The sequence below is a fragment of the Paenibacillus xerothermodurans genome (assembly GCF_002220865.2).
In the GTDB taxonomy this organism is placed as follows: domain Bacteria; phylum Bacillota; class Bacilli; order Paenibacillales; family NBRC-103111; genus Paenibacillus_S; species Paenibacillus_S xerothermodurans.
Map to the genome: position 1 here is coordinate 91,870 of NZ_NHRJ02000003.1, position 25,433 is coordinate 117,302.

The 25,433-nt window shown below is 51.9% G+C and carries 21 protein-coding genes; 13 read left to right on the forward strand and 8 right to left on the reverse strand.

Annotation, left to right across the window (positions count from 1 at the left end; genetic code table 11):
* Window positions 1–33 precede the first annotated feature (33 nt).
* The 3 genes from cls to CBW46_RS07820 all read right to left on the reverse strand — a co-directional run bounded on the left by cls (window position 34) and on the right by CBW46_RS07820 (window position 6,742).
* On the reverse strand, window positions 34–1,494 hold the full coding sequence (gene cls, locus CBW46_RS07810; protein WP_089199463.1) for a cardiolipin synthase: 1,461 nt from the start codon (window positions 1,492–1,494) through the stop codon (window positions 34–36).
* A gap of 102 nt (window positions 1,495–1,596) precedes the next feature.
* Entirely contained in the window at window positions 1,597–3,240 is a 1,644-nt protein-coding gene (locus CBW46_RS07815; RefSeq protein WP_089199464.1) for a 2-hydroxyglutaryl-CoA dehydratase, read from the reverse strand.
* A 31-nt stretch (window positions 3,241–3,271) separates the two neighbouring features.
* Window positions 3,272–6,742, reverse strand: a complete 3,471-nt coding sequence (locus CBW46_RS07820) for a BadF/BadG/BcrA/BcrD ATPase family protein (RefSeq protein WP_089199465.1) — start codon at window positions 6,740–6,742, stop codon at window positions 3,272–3,274.
* A gap of 188 nt (window positions 6,743–6,930) precedes the next feature.
* Here CBW46_RS07820 and CBW46_RS07825 point away from each other — a divergent pair, with 188 nt between their 5' ends.
* The 6 genes from CBW46_RS07825 to CBW46_RS07850 all read left to right on the forward strand — a co-directional run bounded on the left by CBW46_RS07825 (window position 6,931) and on the right by CBW46_RS07850 (window position 11,798).
* Window positions 6,931–7,158 (forward strand): hypothetical protein, encoded by a 228-nt coding sequence (locus tag CBW46_RS07825; protein WP_089199466.1) that lies wholly within the window; start codon window positions 6,931–6,933, stop codon window positions 7,156–7,158.
* A 262-nt stretch (window positions 7,159–7,420) separates the two neighbouring features.
* Complete coding sequence (locus tag CBW46_RS07830) at window positions 7,421–8,590, forward strand: mandelate racemase/muconate lactonizing enzyme family protein (protein ID WP_089199467.1); 1,170 nt, start codon at window positions 7,421–7,423, stop codon at window positions 8,588–8,590.
* Window positions 8,591–8,814: 224 nt separating this feature from the next.
* A complete protein-coding gene (locus CBW46_RS07835; protein ID WP_165842229.1) occupies window positions 8,815–9,954 on the forward strand; it encodes an MGDG synthase family glycosyltransferase in 1,140 nt (379 codons plus the stop codon).
* A gap of 64 nt (window positions 9,955–10,018) precedes the next feature.
* Window positions 10,019–10,255, forward strand: a complete 237-nt coding sequence (locus CBW46_RS07840; protein ID WP_089199469.1) for a hypothetical protein — start codon at window positions 10,019–10,021, stop codon at window positions 10,253–10,255.
* Window positions 10,256–10,285: 30 nt separating this feature from the next.
* Entirely contained in the window at window positions 10,286–10,579 is a 294-nt protein-coding gene (locus tag CBW46_RS07845; protein ID WP_089199470.1) for a spore coat protein, read from the forward strand.
* Window positions 10,580–10,796: 217 nt separating this feature from the next.
* Window positions 10,797–11,798: a 2-hydroxyacid dehydrogenase gene (locus CBW46_RS07850; RefSeq protein ID WP_089199471.1), complete on the forward strand. Its 1,002-nt coding sequence runs from the start codon at window positions 10,797–10,799 to the stop codon at window positions 11,796–11,798.
* A 327-nt stretch (window positions 11,799–12,125) separates the two neighbouring features.
* Here the strand turns inward: CBW46_RS07850 and gerQ are convergent, their stop codons facing one another.
* Window positions 12,126–12,680: a spore coat protein GerQ gene (gene gerQ / locus CBW46_RS22270; RefSeq protein WP_424446190.1), complete on the reverse strand. Its 555-nt coding sequence runs from the start codon at window positions 12,678–12,680 to the stop codon at window positions 12,126–12,128.
* 1,069 nt (window positions 12,681–13,749) lie between these two features.
* Window positions 13,750–14,577: an aldo/keto reductase gene (locus tag CBW46_RS07860; protein WP_089199472.1), complete on the reverse strand. Its 828-nt coding sequence runs from the start codon at window positions 14,575–14,577 to the stop codon at window positions 13,750–13,752.
* Between the two features lie 478 nt (window positions 14,578–15,055).
* Between CBW46_RS07860 and cyoE the strand changes: the two genes are divergently transcribed.
* Window positions 15,056–15,997: a heme o synthase gene (cyoE, locus tag CBW46_RS07865; RefSeq protein ID WP_424446108.1), complete on the forward strand. Its 942-nt coding sequence runs from the start codon at window positions 15,056–15,058 to the stop codon at window positions 15,995–15,997.
* A gap of 80 nt (window positions 15,998–16,077) precedes the next feature.
* Entirely contained in the window at window positions 16,078–16,698 is a 621-nt protein-coding gene (locus CBW46_RS07870) for an SCO family protein (protein ID WP_243633222.1), read from the forward strand.
* 24 nt (window positions 16,699–16,722) lie between these two features.
* Here CBW46_RS07870 and CBW46_RS07875 read toward each other — a convergent pair whose 3' ends face one another.
* Window positions 16,723–17,073, reverse strand: coding sequence for a ribonuclease M5 (locus CBW46_RS07875; protein WP_089199473.1), 351 nt, complete (start codon window positions 17,071–17,073; stop codon window positions 16,723–16,725).
* Window positions 17,074–17,376: 303 nt separating this feature from the next.
* Here CBW46_RS07875 and CBW46_RS07880 point away from each other — a divergent pair, with 303 nt between their 5' ends.
* Entirely contained in the window at window positions 17,377–18,159 is a 783-nt protein-coding gene (locus tag CBW46_RS07880) for a pirin family protein (RefSeq protein ID WP_089199474.1), read from the forward strand.
* A gap of 153 nt (window positions 18,160–18,312) precedes the next feature.
* Here the strand turns inward: CBW46_RS07880 and CBW46_RS07885 are convergent, their stop codons facing one another.
* Window positions 18,313–19,881: an S-layer homology domain-containing protein gene (locus CBW46_RS07885; RefSeq protein ID WP_089199475.1), complete on the reverse strand. Its 1,569-nt coding sequence runs from the start codon at window positions 19,879–19,881 to the stop codon at window positions 18,313–18,315.
* 248 nt (window positions 19,882–20,129) lie between these two features.
* Window positions 20,130–21,290 (reverse strand): MFS transporter, encoded by a 1,161-nt coding sequence (locus CBW46_RS07890; protein WP_089199476.1) that lies wholly within the window; start codon window positions 21,288–21,290, stop codon window positions 20,130–20,132.
* Window positions 21,291–21,408: 118 nt separating this feature from the next.
* Between CBW46_RS07890 and CBW46_RS21235 the strand changes: the two genes are divergently transcribed.
* From CBW46_RS21235 to CBW46_RS07905, 4 genes are all read left to right on the forward strand, one after another.
* Complete coding sequence (locus tag CBW46_RS21235; RefSeq protein WP_165842230.1) at window positions 21,409–21,573, forward strand: hypothetical protein; 165 nt, start codon at window positions 21,409–21,411, stop codon at window positions 21,571–21,573.
* Window positions 21,574–21,630: 57 nt separating this feature from the next.
* Entirely contained in the window at window positions 21,631–22,053 is a 423-nt protein-coding gene (locus CBW46_RS07895) for a hypothetical protein (protein WP_089199477.1), read from the forward strand.
* Between the two features lie 47 nt (window positions 22,054–22,100).
* Window positions 22,101–23,261 (forward strand): transglutaminase domain-containing protein, encoded by a 1,161-nt coding sequence (locus CBW46_RS07900; protein WP_089199478.1) that lies wholly within the window; start codon window positions 22,101–22,103, stop codon window positions 23,259–23,261.
* Between the two features lie 81 nt (window positions 23,262–23,342).
* Window positions 23,343–25,367 (forward strand): peptidoglycan D,D-transpeptidase FtsI family protein, encoded by a 2,025-nt coding sequence (locus tag CBW46_RS07905; RefSeq protein WP_089199718.1) that lies wholly within the window; start codon window positions 23,343–23,345, stop codon window positions 25,365–25,367.
* Window positions 25,368–25,433 lie beyond the last annotated feature (66 nt).

The window sequence follows — 25,433 nt, forward strand, 5'->3', positions numbered from 1 at the left end:
GCAGAGCACTTACATTTAGTGGTGAGGGCTGTGCTACATTATCGGAGACAACAATCTCATAACCGCGGCCATAGATTTAGAAAAGGGAGAACGGCGCACGTGGTCAGCAGCTGTTTGTTCGTAACAATGGATTAAGTCATGAAGGAAGAGTTGATGCAATCGCCCGGCGGTGGGCGGATCGTAAATAAAGGCGTTCACTTCAAAATTCAGCTGAAAGCTGCGGATATCAAAGTTGGATGTGCCGACGGAAGCAATCTTACGGTCCACAACAATCGTTTTGGCGTGGAGACATCCCCTTTGATAAAAATAACACCGCACGCCTGCAGCCATTAATTCGCTCAAATATGACTGAGCAGCCCATTGTACCATTTTTTGCATTGAGTCGGCCGGAACCATAAGTTTAACGTCAATACCGGATAAAGCCGCAGTTTTCAATGCGTTTAGAGTGCTTTCGTCCGGAATAAAATAAGGCGTTTGAATATAGACGCTCTCTCGCGCGGCATGGATCATCCTGATAAAAGCATTCTGGATGTGATGCCATTTGGCATCGGGACCGCTGGATACGATTTGTATCGCTGCGTTTCCGGGCTGGTTCGGCATTGGATAGTATTTTGGCGCAAATGCGATACACTTGTTCGCTGAAAGGCTCCAGTCCCGAAAAAAGTTCGCCTGCAGGCTATGTACCGCAGTGCCGGTGAGTTTTAGATGGGTATCGCGCCAATGCCCACATTTACGACCGCGGCCAACGTACTCATTGCCGATATTGAAGCCGCCGATAAAGCCGGTTTCGCCATCGATGACGACGATTTTCCGGTGGTTTCTATTGTTGATGGCCGGGTGAACATAGGGCACTTTCGTTGCTCCGTAAGGCCGGGCTTCCCCGCCCGCTTTTCGTAATTCAGCAAAAAATCGCCGGGACAGGCCGGGGGAGCCAATTTTATCATACAAAAATCTGACCTCGACGCCCTCTTGGGCTTTCTTGGTCAGGGCCCGCATGACTTTGCCGCCTAGTTCGTCCTTTCGTACTTTATAATACAGGACATGAATGTGATCCTTCGCTTTCTCGATACATCGCAGCAGCTCGTCGAACTTGTCCTCGCCATGTGTAAAAATCTCCACGCGATTATCCTGTGTCAAGGGGGCATCGCTATTCAGGTTCATATAAATGATATCCTGATATTTCGATATGGACGGGTCCTGATAGCCTATCTGGTGCTGCTTACCTATTTGGTTCTGCTTAATTAAGCGAATCTGCTTTTGCACCAGTTGATGCAGTGCGGGATCGGCCTCTTGTTTCGTCTGAAACCATTTTTCTTTACCGAAATTATTCCCAAAAACGAAATACAGCAAAAAGCCCACGACAGGAAACACCATCAGAAGGAAAACCCACGACCAGGTCGAGGCCACATTGCGTTGATCAGCAAAAATGATTGCAAGACAGAGAAAGATATTGATAATTAGAAATATGGTGTTGATGAGTAAGTAAAGTTGCATCAGAGACAAACACCTCAGACCAGCATTTGGATGAAGCAAGGCAGGGAAGAGTCAGTGCCTTGACATGACCCGCCCCTGCTTCCACTCCACATGACCGCCTCGTTACATACTTTCCAGTTCCCTTTTTATTGACCGGGAAAAAGCTTGCTTGAAAAATCTCGGGAGGCCGTACACCGCATTTGCTGCCGAACAAGCCACCACATGCCGGCTAACGCGAAGCGGCTTGCTCAATTTTGAACCTTTAGCCGCTGCACGTAATTGTTCGACAGTCAAACGTTTTTTCATCAGCGCTTCGTCAAACTCTTTTTGCGCCGCCTGCTTTGCCTTGAACATCATCATTTGTATCCTGCTGTAAACATTGATCGCACCGTCGCCGGTCGTTTCAATGGGCAGAAAGATAGCTTCCGGGTATCTCTCGGTGATCAACGATTGCACCCCATCCGATACGCCCGAAGATGGCATGCATCCGAAGGGCTTCACGGAGATGGTCATATTGACTTTGCGCTTTTTCACGTTGAGGATGAGTTTGCCCACTTCCATATGGCCCTCTCCGCCGCGCAGTTGATTGTCGTAGTGCTCCTGTGCGATGTTCGCAATCTCGTCCATATCCGGCAGGTGATAGTGATACAGACCCATAGCCTTTGCATAGGTTTGGAATATGGCGCGCAGACCGCGGTCGGCAAGCCATAGCATGCGCAGCATAGCACGCGGATTTTTCCCCTTTAAACCAGCTCCGCCGCCGTCGGTTGAGCGGAGGCTCATACGCTTCAGCGTATCATAGCGGCTGCACCAGATAAGGTAGAGAATCCAAGCCGTCACTGACTGCACATCGACCTCCGCGCCTTCCTGTTCCAAAAACCGTTGAAGCTGATAGTTTCCGTCTCCCTCCGTCGTCATCGCCCAGAACTCCCCGATAATGCTTACTTTAGGTTTAACCTGCAGCTTATCGACGTTTATGGCGCGCATCTCCTGCCGGCATTTCCGCAGTACGGGTTTCAGACGTTTTCGCTGGCTCAGTGCGTCGTACAAATACTGCTTACAGCGCTCAACCGCTGCATCAGTAGCGCCGGGCTCCACTTCGTAAGGACGGATACGGTATGCGAGCGCGTTTAAAATGTCCCCCAAAACGATGGTTTTCACGAAGGTTATAAAAAACGATGTATCCAATTTTAAGGCGGATTCCCCGCCGGTAGCCTGTTTTAAGCCGTCGGTTTGCTGGAACAAGAGAACCCGAAAACCGTCAAATCCCGCGTCACGCAGTGCTTTACGATACTCCGTCACATACGTGCCGAAGCGGCAAGGGCCGCACGAGCCGGCTGTCATGAACAGGTAGTTCCGTACAATTTCGTCCTTCGATTTGCCTTCCACATCCCGAAGATGCTGGAGATGTTTGATTAAGTTTCCGACGGTGAAGTACGTCGGATTGCACTGTCCGCGATTGCCAAACTCTTTGCCGAAGCGCAGAGCGTCATTGTCCGGGCAATCCAGATGCTGCACCCGGTAACCGAGGCCGCGCATAGCCCCTTCCACCAAATAATCGTGAGCCATTGTCAGCCCGCCGAGAAGAATGGTCGTCTCGGCTTTATCCTTGGCCAAAAACTGCCGGGGCACGGGGTCGAACCATTGGCTCTTTTCGAGCTGGATGCCTAACACTCGCTCCTGCTCGGTCTGAAACCGCAGCAGCTCATCCTCGAGGGCAGATGTTTTCCGGGAGTCATCCTGTTGTTTGTTAATCGCCACGTTCATTCACTCCTTGGTTGAATTCGAAGTCTAGCGCTTATATTGCGCCGGCTTGTTCTTGCTGCCTGTTCATGAGCTCGGCCCGCTTTTGTTCCAAACGCTGCTGAAGTTCCGCCTTTTTCGCGGCTAAATCCTGCAGACGTTCCTCCTGCAAGCCTAAGCTGTGAGCGTACGTCTTGACACGTATTTTAATCGAGCCGCTCGGCTTGTTCGCGTCGATATCATGCAAGGCGGAATATGGAGTACCTGCGGTCGAGATAACCGAATCGATTAACCCGTAAGTCGGGGCGTCATGACCACACTTGAAGCTGGACAGATCCAACACCGCCACATTCGGATGGCGCGCAGCAAATTTTGCGGCCCAAACCTTTTGCACACTGTTTGAACTGAAGTTTTCCGGCCACACATCGCTGACCTCCAAGGCGTATTCAACACGCCCGCTCTGCAAATCAGCTTCGAAGAAACGGCGCAGCCAAGCTTCATCTTTCGGAATAGAGCGCATCGAGAGGATGGGATACCCAAGCACCTGGAATTCTTCCAGCACTCCATGATTCAATCCCGGATCGGAATGGTACGGCCGGCCAATGAGAAGAATAGCCAGACGATTTTCCTGCTCAACCTGCTCGAGGATCATGCGTCCCTTCTCCTGCATTTCCGATTCAAACCGGTTTAGAGCCTCCCAAGATTGGTCGACGGCAAAGTTGCTTTCATCTTCCGTGATCTGCAAATGCTCGCGGAAAGCCTCAAACAGCTGCTTTTTCATAAAATTAGGCTCCGTGAAGGTAACAGCCGGATCCAGATACGCGACCCCTCTGGTCTCGAAGAAATTGACTTCTTTCGTGAAGGCCGCCTTGATTACATTCGGAGCGCCGGCCACGATAGGGCAGCTGGTAGAATCCATCACATTTTGCACATGGGTTGGAATATGGGTAATGCACGGGAAAAAGATGTAATCGAGCGCCTTTTTCTCGTGATGTTTAAACAGCAAATTGTGCACATGGGCCTGGGTAACCTTTGACGGATAGCAAGGATCGATTGACCCGTATTTACCGCCGGCCTGCCACATTTCCTCACTCGTATAATCGCTGAACACGATATTCCGTTGGTCGATGCCGAGCGTTTCGAAATACGTACGCCAAAATGGGGCGGTCGACCATATGTTAAGCACACGAGGAATGCCGATCCGGATGCGGCTTCGTCTTTCGGCAGCATCTGCGGCCGAGAGCTCGAACTCGCGTGTCCGAGGTATTTTGCGCACTCCGCCAAGACCAAACCAGCCTCGCTTCACATCGGCGTCCTCCGCCTCCGTGACCGACTCGGGAAACGGTGCCGGAGTGTAAAAACGCTGATACATTCGGCGTGCCTCGTATTCCACCAGATTCGGATAATGCTTTTTCAACTCCTGCCGCTCCCGTGTCAACTTGACAACTGCCTCCTCGTCCTCCACAGTGCCCTTTTCACAGCTGAATCCGGAGATGTAGCGGGCTGTGTTTCCATCCGGCGTCCGGGAATCGATAAAGGTCCGGCTGCAGTGGTTGGGACAAAAGTTACAGCGGGTGGACTCATCATTGCGCGTGAAATAGTGCAGGTTGATCGCGGCATCTATGCCTAAGAACGTGGAATACCCCCGCCTTTTCACGACCCGGAGAGTTTCCATCGCAGCTCCGATCGCACCCGCCTCGCCCGGATGAGGGTGAACATACACTTCAGCATCGGGCACACGCTGTTTGATGTAATCGATCTGTGCTTTCACCGCGGCCAGATTATATTGCGTTCCTCCTTGCAGCACGAATTTCCGCCCGAGTTCGGCCATACGTGGAATCTGCACCACATACTGCCAGACGTTCTTCGGCAGCACCAAAGCCAGGCCGGCTAGCAGCTCTTCTTTGGAGTAGCCTTCTTTCTGGAAATTCACCCTGTCCGCGTCCAGAAATACGGCACAACCATACGAATACTTGGGTGAAAGATCCGCAGCAAAGGCTGCATCCGCATACTCCTGAATCGGGATGCCGAACTGATCCGCCATAGCCTGCAGCAGCATGCCGTTGCCCGCTGAACACTGATTGGACAACCTGAAGTTTCGAATATCCCCGTTTTTCAAAAAGAGGACCTTGATGTCCTGACCGCCGATGTCACAGATGACATCAATGTCGCCAAACTGATGCACGGCACTCATCATATGAGCTACGGTCTCAACAATATTAACGTCCGCCTTTAATGTTTTTTCCAGCACATCCGCAGCATATCCTGTGGCCCCAAAGCCAATGATCTCCAGTTCGGCGCCCTGCTTCCGGACTTTGTCCTGGAGACGCTTCAGCATTTCTTTCGTGTCCTCAAGCGGGTTGCCCTTGGAAAGCTGATATTCCTTTAGCAGAATCGTTCCTTGCTCATCGACCAGAACCGCTTTGGATGAAGTAGACCCGCCGTCAAGGCCGACCACCGCTCGAACCTGCTGTCCCGAGGTGAACTCCACAGGCTTGAACTTAGGAATGCGGTATGCATTCTGGAATTCTTGTAATTCCTGTTTGCTTGCCACTAGCGCCGGTCCGGCGTTTTCGCCCAGTTTGGCTTTGCGGCCATGTGCGATAAATTCCTTCAAATCATCCAGCCCCGCAAAGGCGCCCACACCGGCAGGTTCATGCATGCCGTACATTACAGCACCGTATGCGGCATAATACTGCGAATTGTCTGGCACGAAAATCAGGTCGTCAACCGGCATGTCCTTGGGATAATCGTAGCCGCGTTCTTCCCACGTCTTCGGGATACGTTTGCGCCAGCACTCCTGCAGGAACGGCAGGTACGTGTTGGGACCGCCCAGTAAGAGCACCCGATGCCGCAGCGTGTTACCGCGGGTCAATACTGAGAGGTTTTGCATCACGATCGCATCCGCCAAAGAGCACATGATCTCTGGGGACGGGATACCGCTTTTAACCAGATTCACGATGTCGGTCTCTGCAAATACGCCGCACTTGGCCGCCACATGGTGCAATTTGCTGTCATCAAAGTGCAGCTTGCCTACTTCTTCCATCGGCATGCCGACTTTAATCATGCATTTGTCGATGGTAGCGCCCGTTCCTGAGGCACACTTGTCATTCATGGAGGTTAGTGCTTGCTTGCTGCCTGTTTCTTCGTTTTCTTTGAAAATGATTATTTTGGCGTCCTGCCCCCCGAGTTCGATCACACTTCCTACATCGGGATGCAGATGCTCTACCGCCATCGTGACGGCATTCACTTCTTGGACGAACTTCGCCCCGATGTGAGGGGCAATCGGACCACTGCCGGAACCTGTTGCAAATACGCGGATATTTTCTTGCTTGATGTCAGGGAACGCCGTGCCGATCGCAATCAGCAATTCCAACACCTTTTCCGCCTGCTTCGTATGGTGCCGTTGGTAGTCCGACCAAAGAATTTGCTTCGTCTTCGGATCAACCACGGTCGCTTTGACGGTCGTCGAACCGACGTCTACTCCGATAATGATATGTTCCGCTGTTTCGTGTCTGTCGGTCATAACAAATTACACCTCATTTAATGAACGTCATAACGGTATAATTCACAACTTCAGTGGAATTATGCACATGAGCTGGCGTGATTCCCTTCTGCGCGCTTACGCATAAAGGAATATGTCAACCTAACCTCCTATCGTGTAAATAAATTCACAGTTATACGTACAAATTATTAGTAAAAGGAGGCTAACAAATGGCTGAGCAGCGGAATGCAAAAAACAAAAACGACACATCTGCCGCATGGCTGGGGTGGCTTGGTGTAATCGCGGCGATCATCGCCTTCTTCTACGCGCCGCTATTGTTTGGTGGTGCTGCCGTAGTACTAGGCTTGATTACGATATTTAGCCGGGCGAGCACTCTTGGATGGTGGGCCATTGCATTAGGGTTCGTGGCTGCAATTACGAATTGGCTGTTTTATTAACCATGCAGCCCAGTCTTGCCATTCAGATGAGGAAAAACCACCGGGGCGAATTCGCTCTGGTGGGCTACAAAGGTAAGATAGTTCATGATTTTTAGCAAGGTTGTCCATGGCTGCTTCCCTCATTTTCCGTTACTCTAGAGAGGTCTGTGCATCAGGATGAGCGCTGCTCGGCGCCGCGGTCGCCCAGTATGATATGAGGTTTTGTAAGCGGTTAAATGCACAGCTTGACAGACTATACATATAATTGTGAGGGGTTATTATTATGAAAATCTCCGATGTACGATTGACGGTAGTAGGTATACCGAGACACACCGGTTTCGTCAGCAAGCACGCTATCGTGGAATTGTTCACGGACGAAGGGATCACGGGCATCGGTGAGATGTCGGATTTCTCGCACCTGCCTCAATTTTCGCTGGATGTGAACGACTTAACCGCGGTTTTAAAGACCATTCTGTTAGGAAAAAATCCATTCGATATATCGCTGATCAACAAGCAGCTTCTAAGCAATTTCCCAGAGATGATGTTCTATTATGAAAAGGGCAACTTCATACGCAACGGCGTGGACGCAGCGCTTCACGATGTGTGCGGCAAGGCGTGGAACACATCGGTTGCAGATTTTATCGGAGGGCGAATCAAGGACAAAATTAAGGTCTGCTATCCTATCTTTCGTCACCGTTTCATGGAGGAAGTGCAAGAAAATCTCGCAGTGGTTCGCACACGTTTTGCGCAAGGCTTTGATACATTCCGTCTGTATGTGGGCAAAAATCTGGATGCGGACGAAGCGTTCCTGGATGCTGTGCGGCAGGAATTTGGCTCTAAGGTCACTATCAAGTCTCTAGATTTCAGCCATCTCCTCGACTGGAAAGAAGCATGGCGGGCAACGAAACGTTTGTCACAGTACGACTTTGAGCTGATTGAAAGCCCCGCCATCCAGAACGATTTCGACGGACTCCGCCATTTCCGCTTGAAGGTCGATCATCCGGTGAGCGAACACGTGTGGAGTTTTCGTCAGCAGTACGAAATGATCCGGCATGACTCGGTAGACATTTTCAACATATCGCCTATCTTCATCGGAGGTCTGACCGCTGCCAGAAAAGTGGCGGCTGCTGCCGAGGTGGCTGGCAAAGGCTGCCTGCTCGGCACGACGCAAGAACTGTCTATCGGCACAGCGGCGATGGCACATCTGGGGGCGTCGCTCAGCAACCTGAATTTTACCTCCGATCCTACCGGCCCTGAGCTGTATGTGAGTGATGTTGTGAAAAACCCTGTAAACTATGAGAACGGTTATCTGTTGGTACCGGGACGTGAGACGCCGGGCTTGGGCATGGAACTAGACTGGGAATCTATCGAAAAATATCGGGTGCCGGATTTAAGCTGGGGGAATATTTCAGTGCATCGGCTCCAGGATCGTACCGCGCAAACGAAGGCTTAAACAACAATGTAAGAGTGCTTCCGCGCGCCAACTATCTGCTGTCTCATAGTCCGAATGAAAGCCGGTTGTCGGGCATGCGTATAGCCGCGAGTCAATGTGTTCACAATAATTTTACAAAAGTTGCGGGTTGCCCGACAGGCTGCCCGCTTTTTGTTTAATATGCTATAAAGACTTTTTTTGCCGATTGCGGTCGGCCGGCGAACATGCACAGCAGGGGGAAAACCATGATGCACAATCCACGCATTATAATTCTGACTGCAAGCTACGGGGAAGGCCATATTCAGGCCGCCTCCGCTATCCAACAAAGTTTGCAGCGCAAGGGGATAGACCAAGTACAGGTCGTGGATCTGATAAAACTAGCGCACCCGCTGTTTCATACCGTTTCATCCTTTCTCTACACCAAAAGCACCACATTCGCCCAGCTCGGAATCGACTATTACGGATGGCTCTACCATGCCACACGCGGAATCAAGCCGGATGGGCTGTGCCACCGGTATTTCGGCAGGCTCGGCCGCTTTGCGCTGAGCCGCGAGATAGAACGGCAGCGCCCTGACGCAGTGATCAGCACATTTCCATACGGAGCGGCGACAGCAGTGTGCAGACACTTGGACATTCCCAACTTCACGGTGGTGACGGATTATACGCTGCATGGGATCTGGCTGCATCGAGGGGTGGACAAATACTACGTGGCATGCCCGGAATTAAAGGAAGAGCTGGTGTTTCATGGTTTTCCACGCGGGCGCATTGAAGTCAGCGGGATACCCATTCGCAGCGCGTTTGAAGACCTGTCCCGTACCGATCTGGCTCTTAACGGAAACGGCATGAACAATGACACTCATACACTCCTGATTCTGGCAGGCTCCTACATGCGCAAAACACTGCATCAACTGATTCGAACCCTGACACAACTGACAAACGTCCAGTTAGTGGTGGTATGCGGGCGCAACAAGAAAGCGGAACATGAGCTAAGGTTGGCCTATGCAAACCAGCCGCGTCTGTCTATTTTTGGCTACGTGGAAAATATGGATGAGCTGATGGCTGATGCGTCCTGCATCGTCACGAAGGCCGGCGGACTCACGTTATCGGAAGCAATTGCCCTCAAAAAACCAATCTTTATTTTTCAACCGTATTCGGGACAAGAGTATGAAAATGCCAAATTTCTCGTGCGCCAAAAGGCTGCCTTCTGCGCAGGAAATGTCAGGGAGCTGGCTTTACAAGTTAGCCGGGTGCTGTCGGACGAGTCTTTAACACGTGAGATGAAACGAACTATGGCGGGCTTGAGAAAGAAAGCAGCTTCAGATTACATCGTGCACAACATCATAGAAGCAATCGGTGCCACACCGGAGCGAGCTAAGACCGAGTAAAACAGTGCTTGCATAATGCGTCCTCCGAATGCAAAAAGTATCATTGTTGGGAGGTGAAGCAACGATGGATAATACAGCTACAACTGCGACAACGACCGGTGCAGCGGCACAAGACCAGTTGGGAGTACATGAAATTCTGGAAATGCATGAGATCCTGAATTTTAGAACGGTGTGTGCTACCAAGTCGACCACAATGCAAGCACTGGTGACAGACGATAAATTGAGGGACCTTCTGCAGCAGGATGTTGCAGTCAACAAGCAAGCGATCCAGGGACTGCAATCCGTGCTGTCTCGAGTGTGAACACCATAATCCAGGAGGATTGACACACAAATGAATTCCATTGTAGAGAATTTAACAGGAACGAAGTCGTTAACCGACCAGGTAGTGGCGTATGATCTGCTGCATTCTACCAAAACCGGGATTAAAGGCACTGCGATCGCCATCTCGGAATCCGCAACCCCTGAGGTGCGCCAAATGCTGTTGACGCAGTTCAATCAATCCGTTTCCTTACACGCTCAGGTGTCCGAGTATTTGATCAGCAAAGGCTGGTACCACCCGGTGAAAGTAAAGGAACAGATCAATCTTGACTTGAAAAATGCGAAAACAGCATTAAACCTAGGATAGAGGTTGGCAGAGCAAATCAGTTCCTTGCGTGCAACATGACCGGGAAGTTCGTCGCATCAGCATCTCTTGGTGGCAGGCAGGGTGCCCGCAGCCAAGGGATGTTTCGCGTTGCCACGCATGTAATATCTCTTGACAAGCGGAAATATAATTTCATACAGTTATTACAAGCTGTTTTTGCAAGCGCTTATATAAATCAACGGGACGGGGGGAATCGTGGTTGACGACAAAAGTATACATAACGAGAAAGTTTCCGGATGAAGCGTTGGCTAAGATCAGGGAGCACTGCCACGTGCGGATCTGGGACGAGGAGGACATACCGGTGCCGCGAGAGGTGTTGATGCAAGAGGTTGCGGACGCCGATGGTCTTCTATGTATGTTGACGGAGCAGGTGGATGAGGCAGTTCTTGCGTCCGCTCCGCGACTAAGAGTGGTGAGCAATCTGGCCGTGGGCTACAACAACATCAATGTGGCAGCCGCAACCAGCCTTGGTATTGCCGTGACCAATACGCCGGGGGTGCTGACCGAAACTACGGCGGATCTGGCATTTGCCCTCCTGCTCGCTACTTCGCGCAGATTAGTCGAGGCTTCCGATTATCTCCGGGCGGGCAAATGGAAAGCTTGGTCGCCGATGCAGATGACCGGGCAGGACGTGTACGGGGCCACGCTTGGCATTATCGGTATGGGCCGTATTGGAGAGGCGGTCGCACGCAGAGCTCTGGGCTTCGGCATGAAGGTGCTGTATTTCAATAGGTCGAGGAAGCTTGACTCGGAGCGGGAGTATGGCGTGACATATTGCGAATTGAGCACGCTGCTGACAGAGTCGGATTTTGTAGTGACTCTAACCCCGCATACGCCTGAAACGGCGAATTTGATTGACCGGGAGCAGTTGGCCCTTATGAAGAGTACTGCCGTTCTTATCAATCCGGGACGAGGCGGGATTGTGAATGAAGCCGCGTTGTACGAAGCGTTGGCAGGCGGGCAGATCTGGGCGGCAGGGTTGGATGTGTTCGAGCATGAACCGGTGTCGCCGGACCATCCTCTGCTCACGCTCCCGAATGTCGTCGCACTGCCGCACATCGGCAGTGCGAGTGTGCAGACCCGCAAGAAAATGGCAATGATGGCCGCCCAAAACGTAATTCTAGGCGTCACAGGCCGCATGCCAAATGAACTTGTGAATCCAGAGGTTGAAGCGGCCTTTCTCGCACGCTGGAGTGTGTGATATCGGGCAGCGTTTGCCATTCATATCCCGGGAAATGGACTTTACCTAGTAGTGTTTCCGATTTATCGCGCCAGACAAAAAGGTACTTCACGGAGATGGCGTCGCACAGGCGACGCGGTAAGTCCATGGAGCACCTTTTTGTGTTTTGCGGTGAGGCTGTATGTGCGCATCCATTAAGTGATTTTCACGTATTGCTTGCGTTGTGGCAGCATCGGCTAGAAGGGTTTGCAACGTTTCTCGGCACGCTCCCAAATTTCATTGGACCGTCAGCACACTGTGGCCCGCATCATTAAGGCCTCAGTGTGTGCCGCGGCGGGCCGCTGCCGGCTATCTGCTTGCTGTCGGTCCTCCCAGCGGCGGAGCTTCCAGTGACGGGGGGCCGTATGGATAGAAATAATTTAACGGTTCTTCAAAGGTGACGTAGTCGAGATTCACCATCAGAAGCAAATACCGCATGCCGTTGGCCGGATCGCTGATAATGATGTGGTCCCGGCCAGCGGCCTCCAACTGTCCTCTAAATATTTTGGCATTCCACTCGGCATTGTTTTCGAATGTCATGTAGATGGTGGCCATTTTGCCTAAGTTCAAACGTAGAATGTTCTCTATATAGGATTGCTCAAGCGGCAGTTGATTTCCGCCCGGCGCGCCTAGGCCTAAAACGCCGACAGGCGGCCCCATTGGTGCGGAAGGTAAGATCATTCCTCCCGCTGGCGCTCCCGAAGGAGGTCCAACGGGCGGACCTGACGGCGGACCGCCAGACGGCCAGGAAGGCTTACCTGCCTCGGCTCCGGCAGGCGGCCAGAAAGGCTTACCCGCGTCGGGTCCGGCAGGCGGCCAGGAAGGCTTACCTGCCACGGCTCCGGCAGGCGGCCAGGAAGGCACGCCCGCGGGTGCACCGGCAGGCGGCCAAGAAGGCTTACCTGCCGCGGCACCGGCAGGTGGCCAGGCAGGCACGCCCGCGGGTGCACCGGCAGGCGGCCAAGAAGGCTTACCTGCCGCGGCTCCGGCAGGTGGCCAGGCAGGCACGCCCGCGGGTGCACCGACAGGCGGCCAAGAAGGCTTACCTGCCGCGGCACCGGCAGGCGGCCAGAAAGGCTTACCTGCCTCGGGTGCGGCAGGCGGCCAAGAAGGCATGCCCGCCTCGGGCTCGTCAGGCGCACCGGCTGGTGGGCCGGCAGGCCCCCCGGCAGGTGCCCCGAGAGGCGGCCCGCCCGGCGCACCGGCAGGTGGCCCCGCAGGGGGTCCAACAGGCGGCAGCTGGGCAGCCGGGGCAAGAATCGCACCGGGATAGCCTCCCTGCAGCGCAGACGGATAACCGCCCGACTGAGGCGCGTAGCCCGGGTAGCTGCCGTATGGCGCCCCTCCCCCTCCCGCGTTGTAAGGGTTATTCATCATTGTTTGTATTCCTCCTCAACATAAAAGTAATGCCTCCACAATTAATAAGTATTATGAACGCTTGGACAATTAGCACTTATTGGCGAAAAGTTTTCCCATGGTGTGCCGTATGTCTCCAATCATCGCGCAATCATGAAGAATATGCAGGTGTAGCAATTTTACAGGAGAATTTTGTGAGGTTGATGTCGCCAAGCTGTCTTGAGGCAGGCTGGGCCGCCGGTGAACCATGGAGTTGGGAGAAGGAACTGAATTTACTTATTTTTCTGGGGTGAGTCACTTCATGGGGGCGCAGAAGGGAGGTGACAGGGGCGGGAGTATCAGGGTGCATCGGCCATTTACCTTCAGCTAGTTGCTAGCATATCAGACGGAAGTTATCGAGGGTAAAAATCGGCGCCAGCCAACCACAATCGTTGCAGCAGCGAATCTTGTATAAAAAAGGAGGGCCGTGCGCTGAGCTTCAGCTGCATCGGCCCTCCCCGATCTAAGAGCATATCCGCTTGCGCGAGATGTGAGGCAGGCCCGCACATTTGTGCAGTTACTTTTCCTGCCCGCGAGCTTAAAAATTAAAATTATCCGGATCCGCGCCGTACCGGTGATTTTTATTTAGGCTGTTAATACTCTCGACATCGTCCTCGGCCAAGGTGAAGTCAAAGATGTCAGCATTTTCCCGAATACGGTTTTCGTTGACAGATTTTGGGATGGTAACCACGCCGTTCTGCAGATCCCATCGCAGAACAATCTGCGCGGGCGTTTTAGCGTATTTGGCTGCTAACGCAGTGAGAAGGGGCTGGTCAAGATTCCCCTGCATCAACGGGCTCCATGCTTCCATTTGAATTTGATTGGCTTGGCAGAAAGCACGCACCTCCTGCTGAGTGAGCAGCGGATGGTATTCAACTTGATTCACCATAGGCACGACTTCGCTGTCGGACATCAAATCCTTCAAATGATGCACTTGGAAGTTACTCACTCCGATCGCACGTACCGCACCGTCTTTGTAGAGTTTTTCCAGCGCTCGCCAAGTTTCTTTATATTTGCCTTTCACCGGCCAATGCACCAGATAGAGGTCGAGGACTTCCAAGCCGAGCCGTTTGCGGCTCTCTTCGAAGGCGCGCAGGGTAGAATCATAGCCCTGATCCGCGTTCCACACCTTACTGGTGATAAACAGCTGCTCGCGAGGCACTCCGCTTTCCTTGATGCCGGTGCCGACCCCTTCCTCATTGCCATACACGGCCGCCGTATCAATGCTGCGGTATCCCGATTGGATGGCACTCTTCACGGCGTGGATAACTTCTTCGCCGTCCTTCGTCTTCCATACGCCTAAACCTAACCAAGGCATTTTGACTCCGTTATGTAACGTCGTGCTGTCAGCGATGTGTTGAATCATCTTTCGTTCCTCCTCCTGAGCTTGGGAATTAGTGTGCTGCCACCAGGATAATCATACCATGCCGCTTCAGCAAAAAAAATGTTCCGTCACGGTGAGACGCCCAACGTGACTATCACGCTAAGCGTGCAATGTTCCGCCACGTAAGACCCAACGCGTCCGAACCATCGCGCTAAGCGTGATCCAGCACAACTGGGATGCAAATATCGCTGAAATCACCGTTGGCATACGGCTGATCGTGCAGGCGAACGCCCGGCGATGATAGCAGCACGCGTTCTGAACAAATCGACAATATTTTGAACTCCCGGATCGGTTTGTTGTCAAATGCGGCGGGGGTTGCTATGATAGAGGAGATGCAAAAGCGGACATGTCCGATGGCGGCGTGCCCGCGAAGTAACCTTTCGTTACGCGAACGTAACTTTAAGTTACGGCGGGAAACTCAATTCAGTTTTCCAGTGAAAACTCTTAGGAGGTACACAAGGTGGAAGAACAAATGAGGCTTGACCTCACCGTAGACGCTCCAGTAGAAGCTTCTCCGGATACAGTGCGACAAGAACCCGTGACTTGGAGAGATTTCGTGCAGCTCGCCAAGCCGGGTATTATATTTTCCAATTTAATCACGGCCTTCGGCGGCTTTTGGCTGGCGTCCGGCTGGCACATTGACTGGCTGCAAATGCTGTATACGATGGTGGGGACGGCTTTGGTGATCGCGTCCGGCTGTGTGCTCAACAATTACCTGGACCGGGATATGGATACCAAGATGGCACGGACGCGGGAAAGAGTGCTGGCAAGCGGGAAAATCGCGCCAAGTATAGTGCTGGCATACGGTATCGTGCTCGGTCTTATCGGCGTGTCGGGCCTCGCATTGCTGGTTAACCCGGTGGCTGCGGTACTGGGATTGATCGGATTCTTCGTTTATGTGTGGATTTACACCGCATGGTTTAAGCGCACGTCGGTATGGAGCACGGTGGTGGGCAGCTTTTCAGGAGCTATGCCTCCGATGATCGGCTATTGTGCGGTTCGTCCGGAAATCGATCATGGGGCTTTGATCCTGTTCGCCATTTTGTTTCTTTGGCAGCCGCCGCATTTTTGGGCTCTCGGCATCCGCAGGATGGAGGAGTACCGTGCTGCCGGGTTTCCGCTGCTGCCGGTTGTAAAAGGCTCATTCACAACTAAAATCAGCATGATCCGGTATGTGGTTCTGCTAGTGCCGGTATCACTTTTACTGTACGTGTATGAGTATGTGAATGTGTTTTATTTTTACGCTGCGACGGCTATGGGATTGTACTGGGCGTTCTTATGCATCAAAGGGTTTACAGCGCAGGATGAGCAGCTCTGGGCCAAAAAAACTTTTATCTACTCCATCAACTATATCATGGTGCTATTCATCGTGATGATTCTTACAACAAAGGTCTCTTCTTAACGGCAGCTAACTGAGATGCAACAATCATGAAAAGTCCCATGGATCATGGGATATTTTTTTTGACAAAGGATGGGATCGTATTGAACGAGGGTTTGCAGAAGAATTGGTACAAGATTGTTGTCTCTGTAGTGCTGCTGGCGATGATTGGAACGTTCGTTTACATGTTGTTTTTCAAGGATAAGGGCCGAGAGATCGGTATAATTAAGAAAGCACCGGAGTTTCAATTGCAGAACATCGACGGACGGCAGATTGGATCCGAAGATTTGGCGGGGAAGGTTAAGCTGGTATATTTTTTCTTTTCTACATGTCCTGATGTTTGCCCGCCAACCACTTACACGCTGTCCAAGATACAAGATGCACTGATCGAGAAGGGCGGATTCGGCGAAAAGACTGCAATTGCCTCCATCACCTTTGATCCGACCAAGGACACAACGGAGCAGCTGCAGGAATTCGCAGGGCGATACCATGTTGATCCGAAGGGCTGGTACTTTTTGCGAGGCGAAGAGGCGGCGACCATGGACCTTGCGAAACAATTCGGCGTAATGGTGGTGAAGGACCCGAAGGCCGATACGTTCACCCATAACAATGTCATACTGCTTGTCGATAAAAAAGGAGATTTACGCACGTATTATAATGGCAGCGATCCAAACCTTGATGTTGAGCAGGTCGCGCAGGATATGATCCAACTGTCCAAGGAGTAAAATATAATAATCAGATGGCACACCTTAAAAAGTCGGGCATGCAGGCGGGTACACTATGTATTCTGCCAGCCCGGCTTTTTCTAATTGCTGGATTAGGTATTCGTCGGGCGTGCCTTCGACACCGGCGTACCCTTTTCGTGTGTATATTTGTTCGGCATCCGGGAACGTATCCCGCAGAATAGCTCTGATTTTTTTGCCCGACGGGTCATTATCGGTGAACAAATAGATGTCGCAATCCCGTGTCTTTCTCTTCAATGCTTCCAGCCGTTCCGTGCTGAGCGATCCGTAGGTGCAATAGATGGCAATCTGCTCGTGCAATAGACGGCGGAGCCTGCTTTTGTCGTTCTTTCCTTCAACTATTATCGCAATGGACATTCGAAACACCCCACATATAAGCAGCGTAACCTCTTGTCTGATTATACTTGCTTTTTGTATGACCTTCCAAATTGCAGGCTGTGTATTTCCCAGGAAATGTCGGAATTTCGGACCGATACAGATGTTGGTTAAATTGGAACGTAATGCTTGACGTGACAGCCTAATTTACTTTAGTATAAAATATATAGACTAAATAAAAGTAAGTGAATTGGAGACCGCCGGTCGCGGAGATCAGCCGCAGACGGTAGTGCCGTGGCGCTTGGGAATTGGCTACAATCCTTTGATGGAAAGAGGCGAACAGAAATGGCAGTAACAGTGTACCAACCTGCAAATCAAGCCGTCGGCGAGTTCGATGGGGGTAAAATCACGGAACTAAAACCAATCGGCTTCCCGGGAGAGGGGTCCGCCGTGAAGGGGATCGGCCCTTTATTTTACTGGTCATGGGCATACGCCAAGCAAGAGGGGTATATCCCGATGCACCCTCATCAGGCATTCGAAATTATCACGTACATGGTCAACGGGCAAGCCGAGCATGCGGATACACTTGGCACGCGCAGTGTGGTCCAGGCGGGCGGAGCCCAAGTGATGCAGACAGGCTCAGGTGTGTCTCACAGCGAGCGATTTATCGGACCGGATTCAGAAGGGTTTCAAATTTGGTTTGAACCGCATATTAGGGAAGCACTGCAGCGTAAGCCGACCTATAATCAGTACGAGCATGCCGCTTTTCCAGTCATTTCCTTGGAGGGCGTGAGTGTGAAAACCATCATCGGGCCAGGGGCACCTGTCGAACTCGTGGCTGATGCGAATATGTTTGATGTAGAGATTCCCGGCGGTAAACACCATGGGTACTCGTTAGCTGCAGGGCGCGTGCTGGCGGCTCTTGCGATTAGAGGCGGCGGTGAGTGGTCGGAGGACTGCGGCCGTGCTAACGGAACTACGCCCTTTAGGCATAAGGACTTCACCGTAATTGAAGCACCTGATACAGTCGGAATGGACGTGGTATTGAGTTCAACTGAGGGCGCGCGGATCATTTTAATTGATGTTCCCGCACATGTGGATTATCCCTTGTACCAAAAAAGCCGGTAAGCGATAGACTACTCGTCCAACGTCGTTAGACAGCCAGGCCCGCTATCGCATAATTAGTACTCAGCCCAGCGAAAAATGCACAATTTCGTCTGTTATACACAGAAAAACCGATCTGACTGGTCAGATCGGTTTTTCTGTTATCGATAGCAATAATCAGTTGTTGATAAAGTTTGCTTTCAGCAGTAACCGGTTCAGCATCGCCGCCGATTGAGCACGAGTGGCTTGCAGTCTAGGTCCGATAGTCGTATCGGTCATACCGTCTACGATGCCTGATGAAACTGCTGCGGCCAATTCTTCCTGTGCCCATACAATGTCGTCACTATCCGTGAATTTAGTCAACGCTGCGGAGGAACCGTCGGCTTCAACGCCGGCATATTCCAGTGCACGGATTACCATCGCAGCAAGCTCTTCACGTTTGATAGCGTCGTTCGGTCTGAACGTGTTATCTTCATAGCCGTCTATGATTTCCGCATATACGGCTGAGCTCACGTCGCTGCCGTACCAGTCGCTGGAAGACACATCGCTGAATCTGCTGCTTGCGGTTCGCTGATCAATCCCGAGCGCGCGAACCACCAATGCGGCAAATTCAGCACGGGTAACGTTGCGCTCCGGTTCGAATGTAGTGTCCGTCATGCCGTCGATAACAAGCTTGTTGCCAAGCAAGTCAATGTAGCCTTCAGCCCAGTGACCGTTCGCGTCAGCAAACTCTTTGTTCCGTTCGATGGCAGCGTAGACGCTGTTGCTGTTGCGTTTGATCAATACCTCGCCGTTCTCGCCTGTGGAGGAGATGAGGGAAGGCACAAAATTGAGCTGCTTAGCAGCCGGATCGTACACGACTCCAGTGGCGTTCGCAGCGGACGCTGTCTTTGTCAGAGGAATCGAACGGCTCACGTAATTGTTCCCGAGATCCACTTCCGCTGTGTCACCGTCGTTATCGATACCAACCAATCCGAAATCCACGGCGTTTGCAATGACAGTAGCTCCCAGGCCCAATGCAGTGGAGCTGATGCCGCTAATGTCAGCAGCACTTGCAGCTGCGATCGTCACCTTGATCTTCAGATCGTCCACTGTGGTGGACAACTGGTCCTGCAGGGCGGTCAAATTGAGAACACTCAGAGGAAGATTATAAGTGCCTTTATCATTGTAAATCTTCAGCATTTTGCTTGTGTTACCCACGAAATCAACCAACGCTTTCGCCGGAATGAGAGCAACGTCCCCGGTCAGCTTCAATTCAACGGTATCATAGTTGGTTAGCAGGTTCATCAGAGTGTTGGCATCAATGGAGCCATCGGACGGCACGGTAAGTATAGATCCGGACACACCGCCGGTATACCCGCCGCCACCTCCGCCGCCGCCTCGACGACGGTTGCTCGACGAATCGTACACATCGTGGTACGTGCTTGTCGTTACTTCGTGAAGTCTCAGGTAAGTTTGACGAGCTACCGTAGATGCGCCTTCGAATCTGTACGTGTACACGCCGTTGGATACACTCTCATATGTAGTCTTGGCTACACCGGCGGAGGTTCCGTCTGGAGCATACATATACACCTGAGCGTTCACTGGTTCGTCCGAGTAGACGTAACCGGTAACATAATTATCTCTGTAAAAAGTGTCTGCCGTTCTAAACCCTGGTGCTGCAAACGCAAACACCGGCAAAAGCACGGAGATGGTTAAGATCATAACGGTGACTTGAGCCAATTTTTTAGAAGTCGACGACTTCATGCAACGTTCACTCCTGTCTTCATCTAATATAGGGTTTCGTTTTTGTTTGCGTGCTGCGCTCAATTTAGTTCTCACCTCCTTCACTGATAATTGCACCACATCGTGCGAACTCAGCTTCTACCTTTTCGTCCGTCAAGCCCGCCATCTGCCTAAAATAATGGGAGATATGTAAGAAATGAGAAACTGGGTCGACATAACAGTGACTTACCCGGACTGAAACATGGTGAAACATGGAAAAATGTATTTTTTTAAACGTGAATCGGCTTGAAGGAACGCAGGGGAAGGAACGTTAACGCGGCCATCAGGCATAGAAAGGCTATAAAGTACGGTGAAGTATGGCTTCGCATGTGCCCGGCAACAATGGGTCCTATGAATGCTCCAATCGAGAACGAGATGGAAAGCAGCGAAAATATGCGGCCGTATCTGTTGGCACTGGTTATGCTCGCGAGCAGCGATGCTATAGCGGGAAAGATGACGCCTTTGGCCATTCCGATCAAAAACAGCGAAATATGCATGGGCAACGGCCATTCTACGGACATGCCGAAGAAGATGAGAGCTAACGCCAGGCTGCCGAACGATGTCCGCAGCAGCGGGGAGATACGGTTTAGGAACAGCATGCTCAACGTGACCAGTGCTCCCAGACTCACCAGCGAAAACAGTATGCCGGACGTCAGGATGGAGCCATGTGTTTCTTTCATTAACGGCAGCTCAAAGAATAAGATGCCTTGCGAGCAGGAAATTGCGAGAGGCACACCAAAGAACAGCCAGGGCATAGTGGCCGGCACAACGGCAGACTGTCCGCCGTCACCAAGCGATCTTGCCTCATAGCCATGTGGCAGCAACGCTGCTGCGGTGGTTACGTGCCGGCCTTCCTTTACTCCTACTATGGCCAGAGCGCCTGTTAGTACAAGCAGCCAGCCGAGCAGAGTGAACGATTGGGCAAATCCGAGCTTTGCGACGAGCAGCGCTCCGGCGGCAGGGCTCAACACCGATGCCAGCGTATGAACCAAACCATTGCCGGCCATGAGCTTGCTCTGCTGCACGGAGTCTTTAGCCAGCTTGGCCAGCAGGGACAGACAAGCCGGAGACAGAAACGCCAGTACGAATCCGCTGATCGACCGGACGATGAGCAGCTCCCAAGGATCGGTCACGCGGGATTGAATGAGCAGCATGATTCCTGCTACAATCAAACTGATGACAATAAAGTTTTTGCTCCCGTAGCGGTCCACACCATACCCCGCCAACAAATTCCCTGGCAAATGAGTGATCGAGTATACGCCGAGTATTAGCCCGATAAACGAGGGTGCCGCACCGAGGGAGATAGCGAACGGTGATAAAATAGGATATTGCGCATGCAGGTCGAAAAAGGCCACAAACATAAACAAGTAAAGCCATATTGCTGTTTTCAAATATCATCACCTCGGAATCTGATCTTATCTCTGCCTATCCGTTACCATTAGTTTTACGTGACAAGCCTGAGGGTTAGTACCACTATTTTTCGTCTATTAGAAAGGCGGCCGCGTGACGGTGCTGATTGTGATGATTGTGTTAGCGCTGATCGCCCTGGCAGCCGCAGTCCGTGTTCGTTCCACGTATCTCGGAGCGCGCCGGTTCGACCGGTCCGCTGTGATACGGAGTCAGCTTGCCCAACTGAGGAAGAAAAGGGAAGAGGACGGCGGTTCCAATGAGTAGTATAGTAGAGAAGGAAGATAGACATTTACATAGAATTTGGTTTAGGAGAGATGAACGTTGGATGTTGTAATGTCCTTTGTGCAGGAACGTTGGTTTATTATTGCAGCGGCTGTGGTATTGCTGTTTGTCGTGCTGCACATTGTCAAGACAGTGATCAAGTGGGTTATCGTGCTCGCTGTGTTGGCCGGGCTCTATTTTTATGGCGCGAGCTACACAGACCAGCTGTTAGATATCGGAACGGCGGTGTCCGCAGAGGTGAAAAATCAAGCCGTTAAAGCGTTCGCTGCTGAAATGCAGCACGCACAATACAAGCACAACGCGGACGGCACCTACACGGTTACCACCAAAAGCTTAAAGCTCGAGGGCAGTCCTGGATCGAACGAAATGAGAGTGACGTTTATGGACCAGACCTTTACAATTAAGGCGGACGCAGCCGTGCAGGCGCTGATTGAACAAGCTAAAAACAAAACAACTCTTTGATGGAATCAGCTGGAGGGTAAATCCGGAAAGATTGGAGGACGCGGGTAATGCCGGAGATAACAAATGCACTGAACACTGTGAATTGGATCACGGTTTTGATCATAGGGACTTTACTCATATCTGTCATACAAGGCTTTCTCCGCGGAGGTTCGTCCTCCGCCCGGCATTTGGTGCTCATGGTGGCTGAAGGGCTCACAGCGTTGGTTGGAGTTATCATCGCATGGCAGCTGGCTGCCTGGCTGTCGCCTGTCGTACAAGTCTGGCTCACATCACTGCAAATCAACATTCCGGCTCGCCAGCTTGGCTTTTTTGAGCAAATCTACTATACCGCGGTAACAGGGGTGCGAGATTTCTCGCTGCTGCGCTACGGCTTATTGTTCGTTATTGGCTACAGCGCATCGAAGCAGCTTCTCTACCGTGCTATTGATCCGTTGGTAGACCTGTGCATGGCAAGGAGAGTGCGCCAGCAGCCGGATTCGCATTCCGCCCGCCTGTCCAGCGGGCTGAGCAGTCTGCTGGGCGGGCTGATCGGCACGGTCACCGGTACTGTGCGCGCGCTTCTCGTTATTGCGGCGCTGTTTATCTTTTCCAGCTTGTTTCCACACATGGCCGCGACCAATTATATAGAAGCATCAGGGCTATATCAGAAAGGTGCAGACGAGGTTATCAAGCCTGTCACCGGTGATTTTATAACCGCTCAGCTGCCTGTGTTCACCAAAGCTGCCGAACAAGAATTCATGAACATTCTGCAGCGGAAATATGAGGTTGTGGACGCGCACGTACCGAAAGACATTGCTGCGGCTGCCCAAGAAGTGACAGCCGAAGGAGACACTGATGAGGAAAAGGCGAAGCTGTTGTATAGCTGGGTTGGCAGCCGAGTGAAGTATGATTGGGAGAAAGTGAGGCTGTATGAGGAGCAGCGGATCTGGAAGGAGCAAACCCCGGAGGAGACATTTGCGACCAGGCAGGGAGTTTGCATTGATTATTCAAGATTGTATGCGGTAATGGCCCGTTCTATAGGACTTGATGTAAAAGTGGTCACCGGACTTGGCTATGACGGCAAGGGCAGCTACGGCCCGCATGCTTGGAATGAAGTGTATCTCGCTGACCAACACAAATGGGTGCCTCTTGATTCCACCTGGGTCGCAAGCGGTGGCAACTGGTTCAATCCTCCGAACTTCAATGAGACACACATCAGGGAAGCCTAACGAACATACCTCGGCGGCCGCCCGAATATCAGCATGGATCAAAGGAGCTGGACTGCAGTGAAATTTAGAAAGACAACGTCGATGGACGATCCGTCGCAGCAGGAGACCACCAAACGGCGTCATTTTACATTGCGTATTAATCTGTTATTTTTCATTGTGTTTATTATGTTTTCAGTATTAATAGTCAGGTTAGCGATTCTCCAGTTTGTGGAGGGCCAGCAGTTGAAGGCTGCAGAGGCCCAGACTACCAAACGCGATTCGCCTATCGCGCCGATACGGGGGAATATATACGACAGCAACGGGGTTCCGCTGGCCTACACGTCTTCAGCCCAGACGCTCTATTTCCGGATGGAGTCCGGCCAGGACAAGGACGCGGTTATCGCGCTCGCATATGAACTGGAAAAGCTGTTCAAGGAATATGGAGATCCAAGCAAAGCTCCTATGACGGCAGCCGAGATTATAGAGGCGATGGATGTTGGTTATGATTTGACCAAGGAACGAACGAACGCACCCAGCTATTCTTTTGTGCCTCGACGAATTAAGTCGGGGTTATCTCCCGAGGAGATCGCCTATTTGTCCGAGCACCGTGACGTGTTTAAGTGGCTGGAGATTATGGAGGAGAGCATCCGTACTTACGATCCAAGCAATGTAGCTGTGCAGCTGATCGGTTATATGCGGCCTTTCTCCCGGGGCCGAGAGCCGAATCACGGACTTGATTTTTACCAAAACAAAGAAAACACGCAGGGTTACCTGGACACGGAGGATGTTGGCTACGACGGCATTGAACTGATGTATCAGGAACAGCTGCGCGGGAAAAACGGATATAAGTCGTACCCGGTGAATGCGTCCCAGAAGATCATCGGCAGAGTGGAAATCCAGCCGCCGACGAAAGGGCACAACCTGTTTTTGACCATCGATAAGGAAGTGCAGCAGGTCACCGAGCAAGCTGTTATGGATCAGCTGGAGTACGCAAAATCGCCGGCAGCGCGTGCCAGCCGGTACGGCTACGCGCCGAATGCCAAGGCCGGCTATGCCGTCGCGATGGAAGTGGATACGGGACGCGTAGTGGCCATGGCAAGTATGCCGGACTACAATCCGAGCATCTGGCGTGAGGGTCTGTCAACAGCTGAGTATAACCAGATTCAACCGTTCATCAATAACGGTACCATTACGACGGCATACCCGGATTACCCGGACAACGAGTTGAAAAACCATCCGACTTCGATAGTATACGTTGGGTCCATCATTAAGCCGTTATCGGTATTGATCGGATTAAACGAAGGCTTATTTGGCATCAATACGACCTACAATGACACGGGGGTGTTCACCTTTGGCCGGGGCAATAGTGCACGGCTTACTAACTCCGACCGCAAGGCGTACGGACCCATCAATGGATCCGACGCGATCTGGCACTCCTCCAATACATTTATGTCGGCGATGATCGGTAATAAATTATATGAGCGTAATGGCGCTAAGGCAGTGGAAATCTGGGAGTCATACTTAAATAAATTCGGGCTTGGCGTGTTGACGGGCAGCGGCCTGCACCGTGAAAACCCGGGTCTCAGTGAGTTTAAGACTAATACGCGTGAGACGCTTCAATCGCGGATGGTGTACGCTTCCTGGGGACAGAACGAGAAATACACGACTCTGCAAATGGCACAGTATGCTACAACATTGGCGACCCGCGGCAAGAAGCTAAGACCGCTCTTGGTAGACAAGATAGAGACTTATGAAGGCCAGCTGGTGAAAACGATGACGCCGGAAATTCTGGAGGCTACCGAATTTCCCAAGCCGTATTGGGACAGCGTGATTGAAGGCATGCAGAAGGTTTCCGTGCGGGGCTTTGAAGACTTCCCTTACAGCTTTGCGCGCAAAACGGGCACCTCAACGCAATCGGTTGGCGGAAAGCTCATCGATAACGCCGTGTTTATCGCCTTTGCACCGGTTGAAAATCCGAAGCTGGCGGTGGCGGTTGTCATGCCGGAAGGCGGATTCGGTGCGTGGAACGCAGCGCCGATCGCAAGAAAGATGTTCGACGCATATGATCAACAATACGGGTTGGACGGTGTGCCGAAAGGCACGAAAGCCGAAACACCGGCGCCGTAAATATTGGTTGGCACCGCGCCCTCGGCATAACACTCAGCATGCAAGTTTGCATCTGTCCCTCTTTTG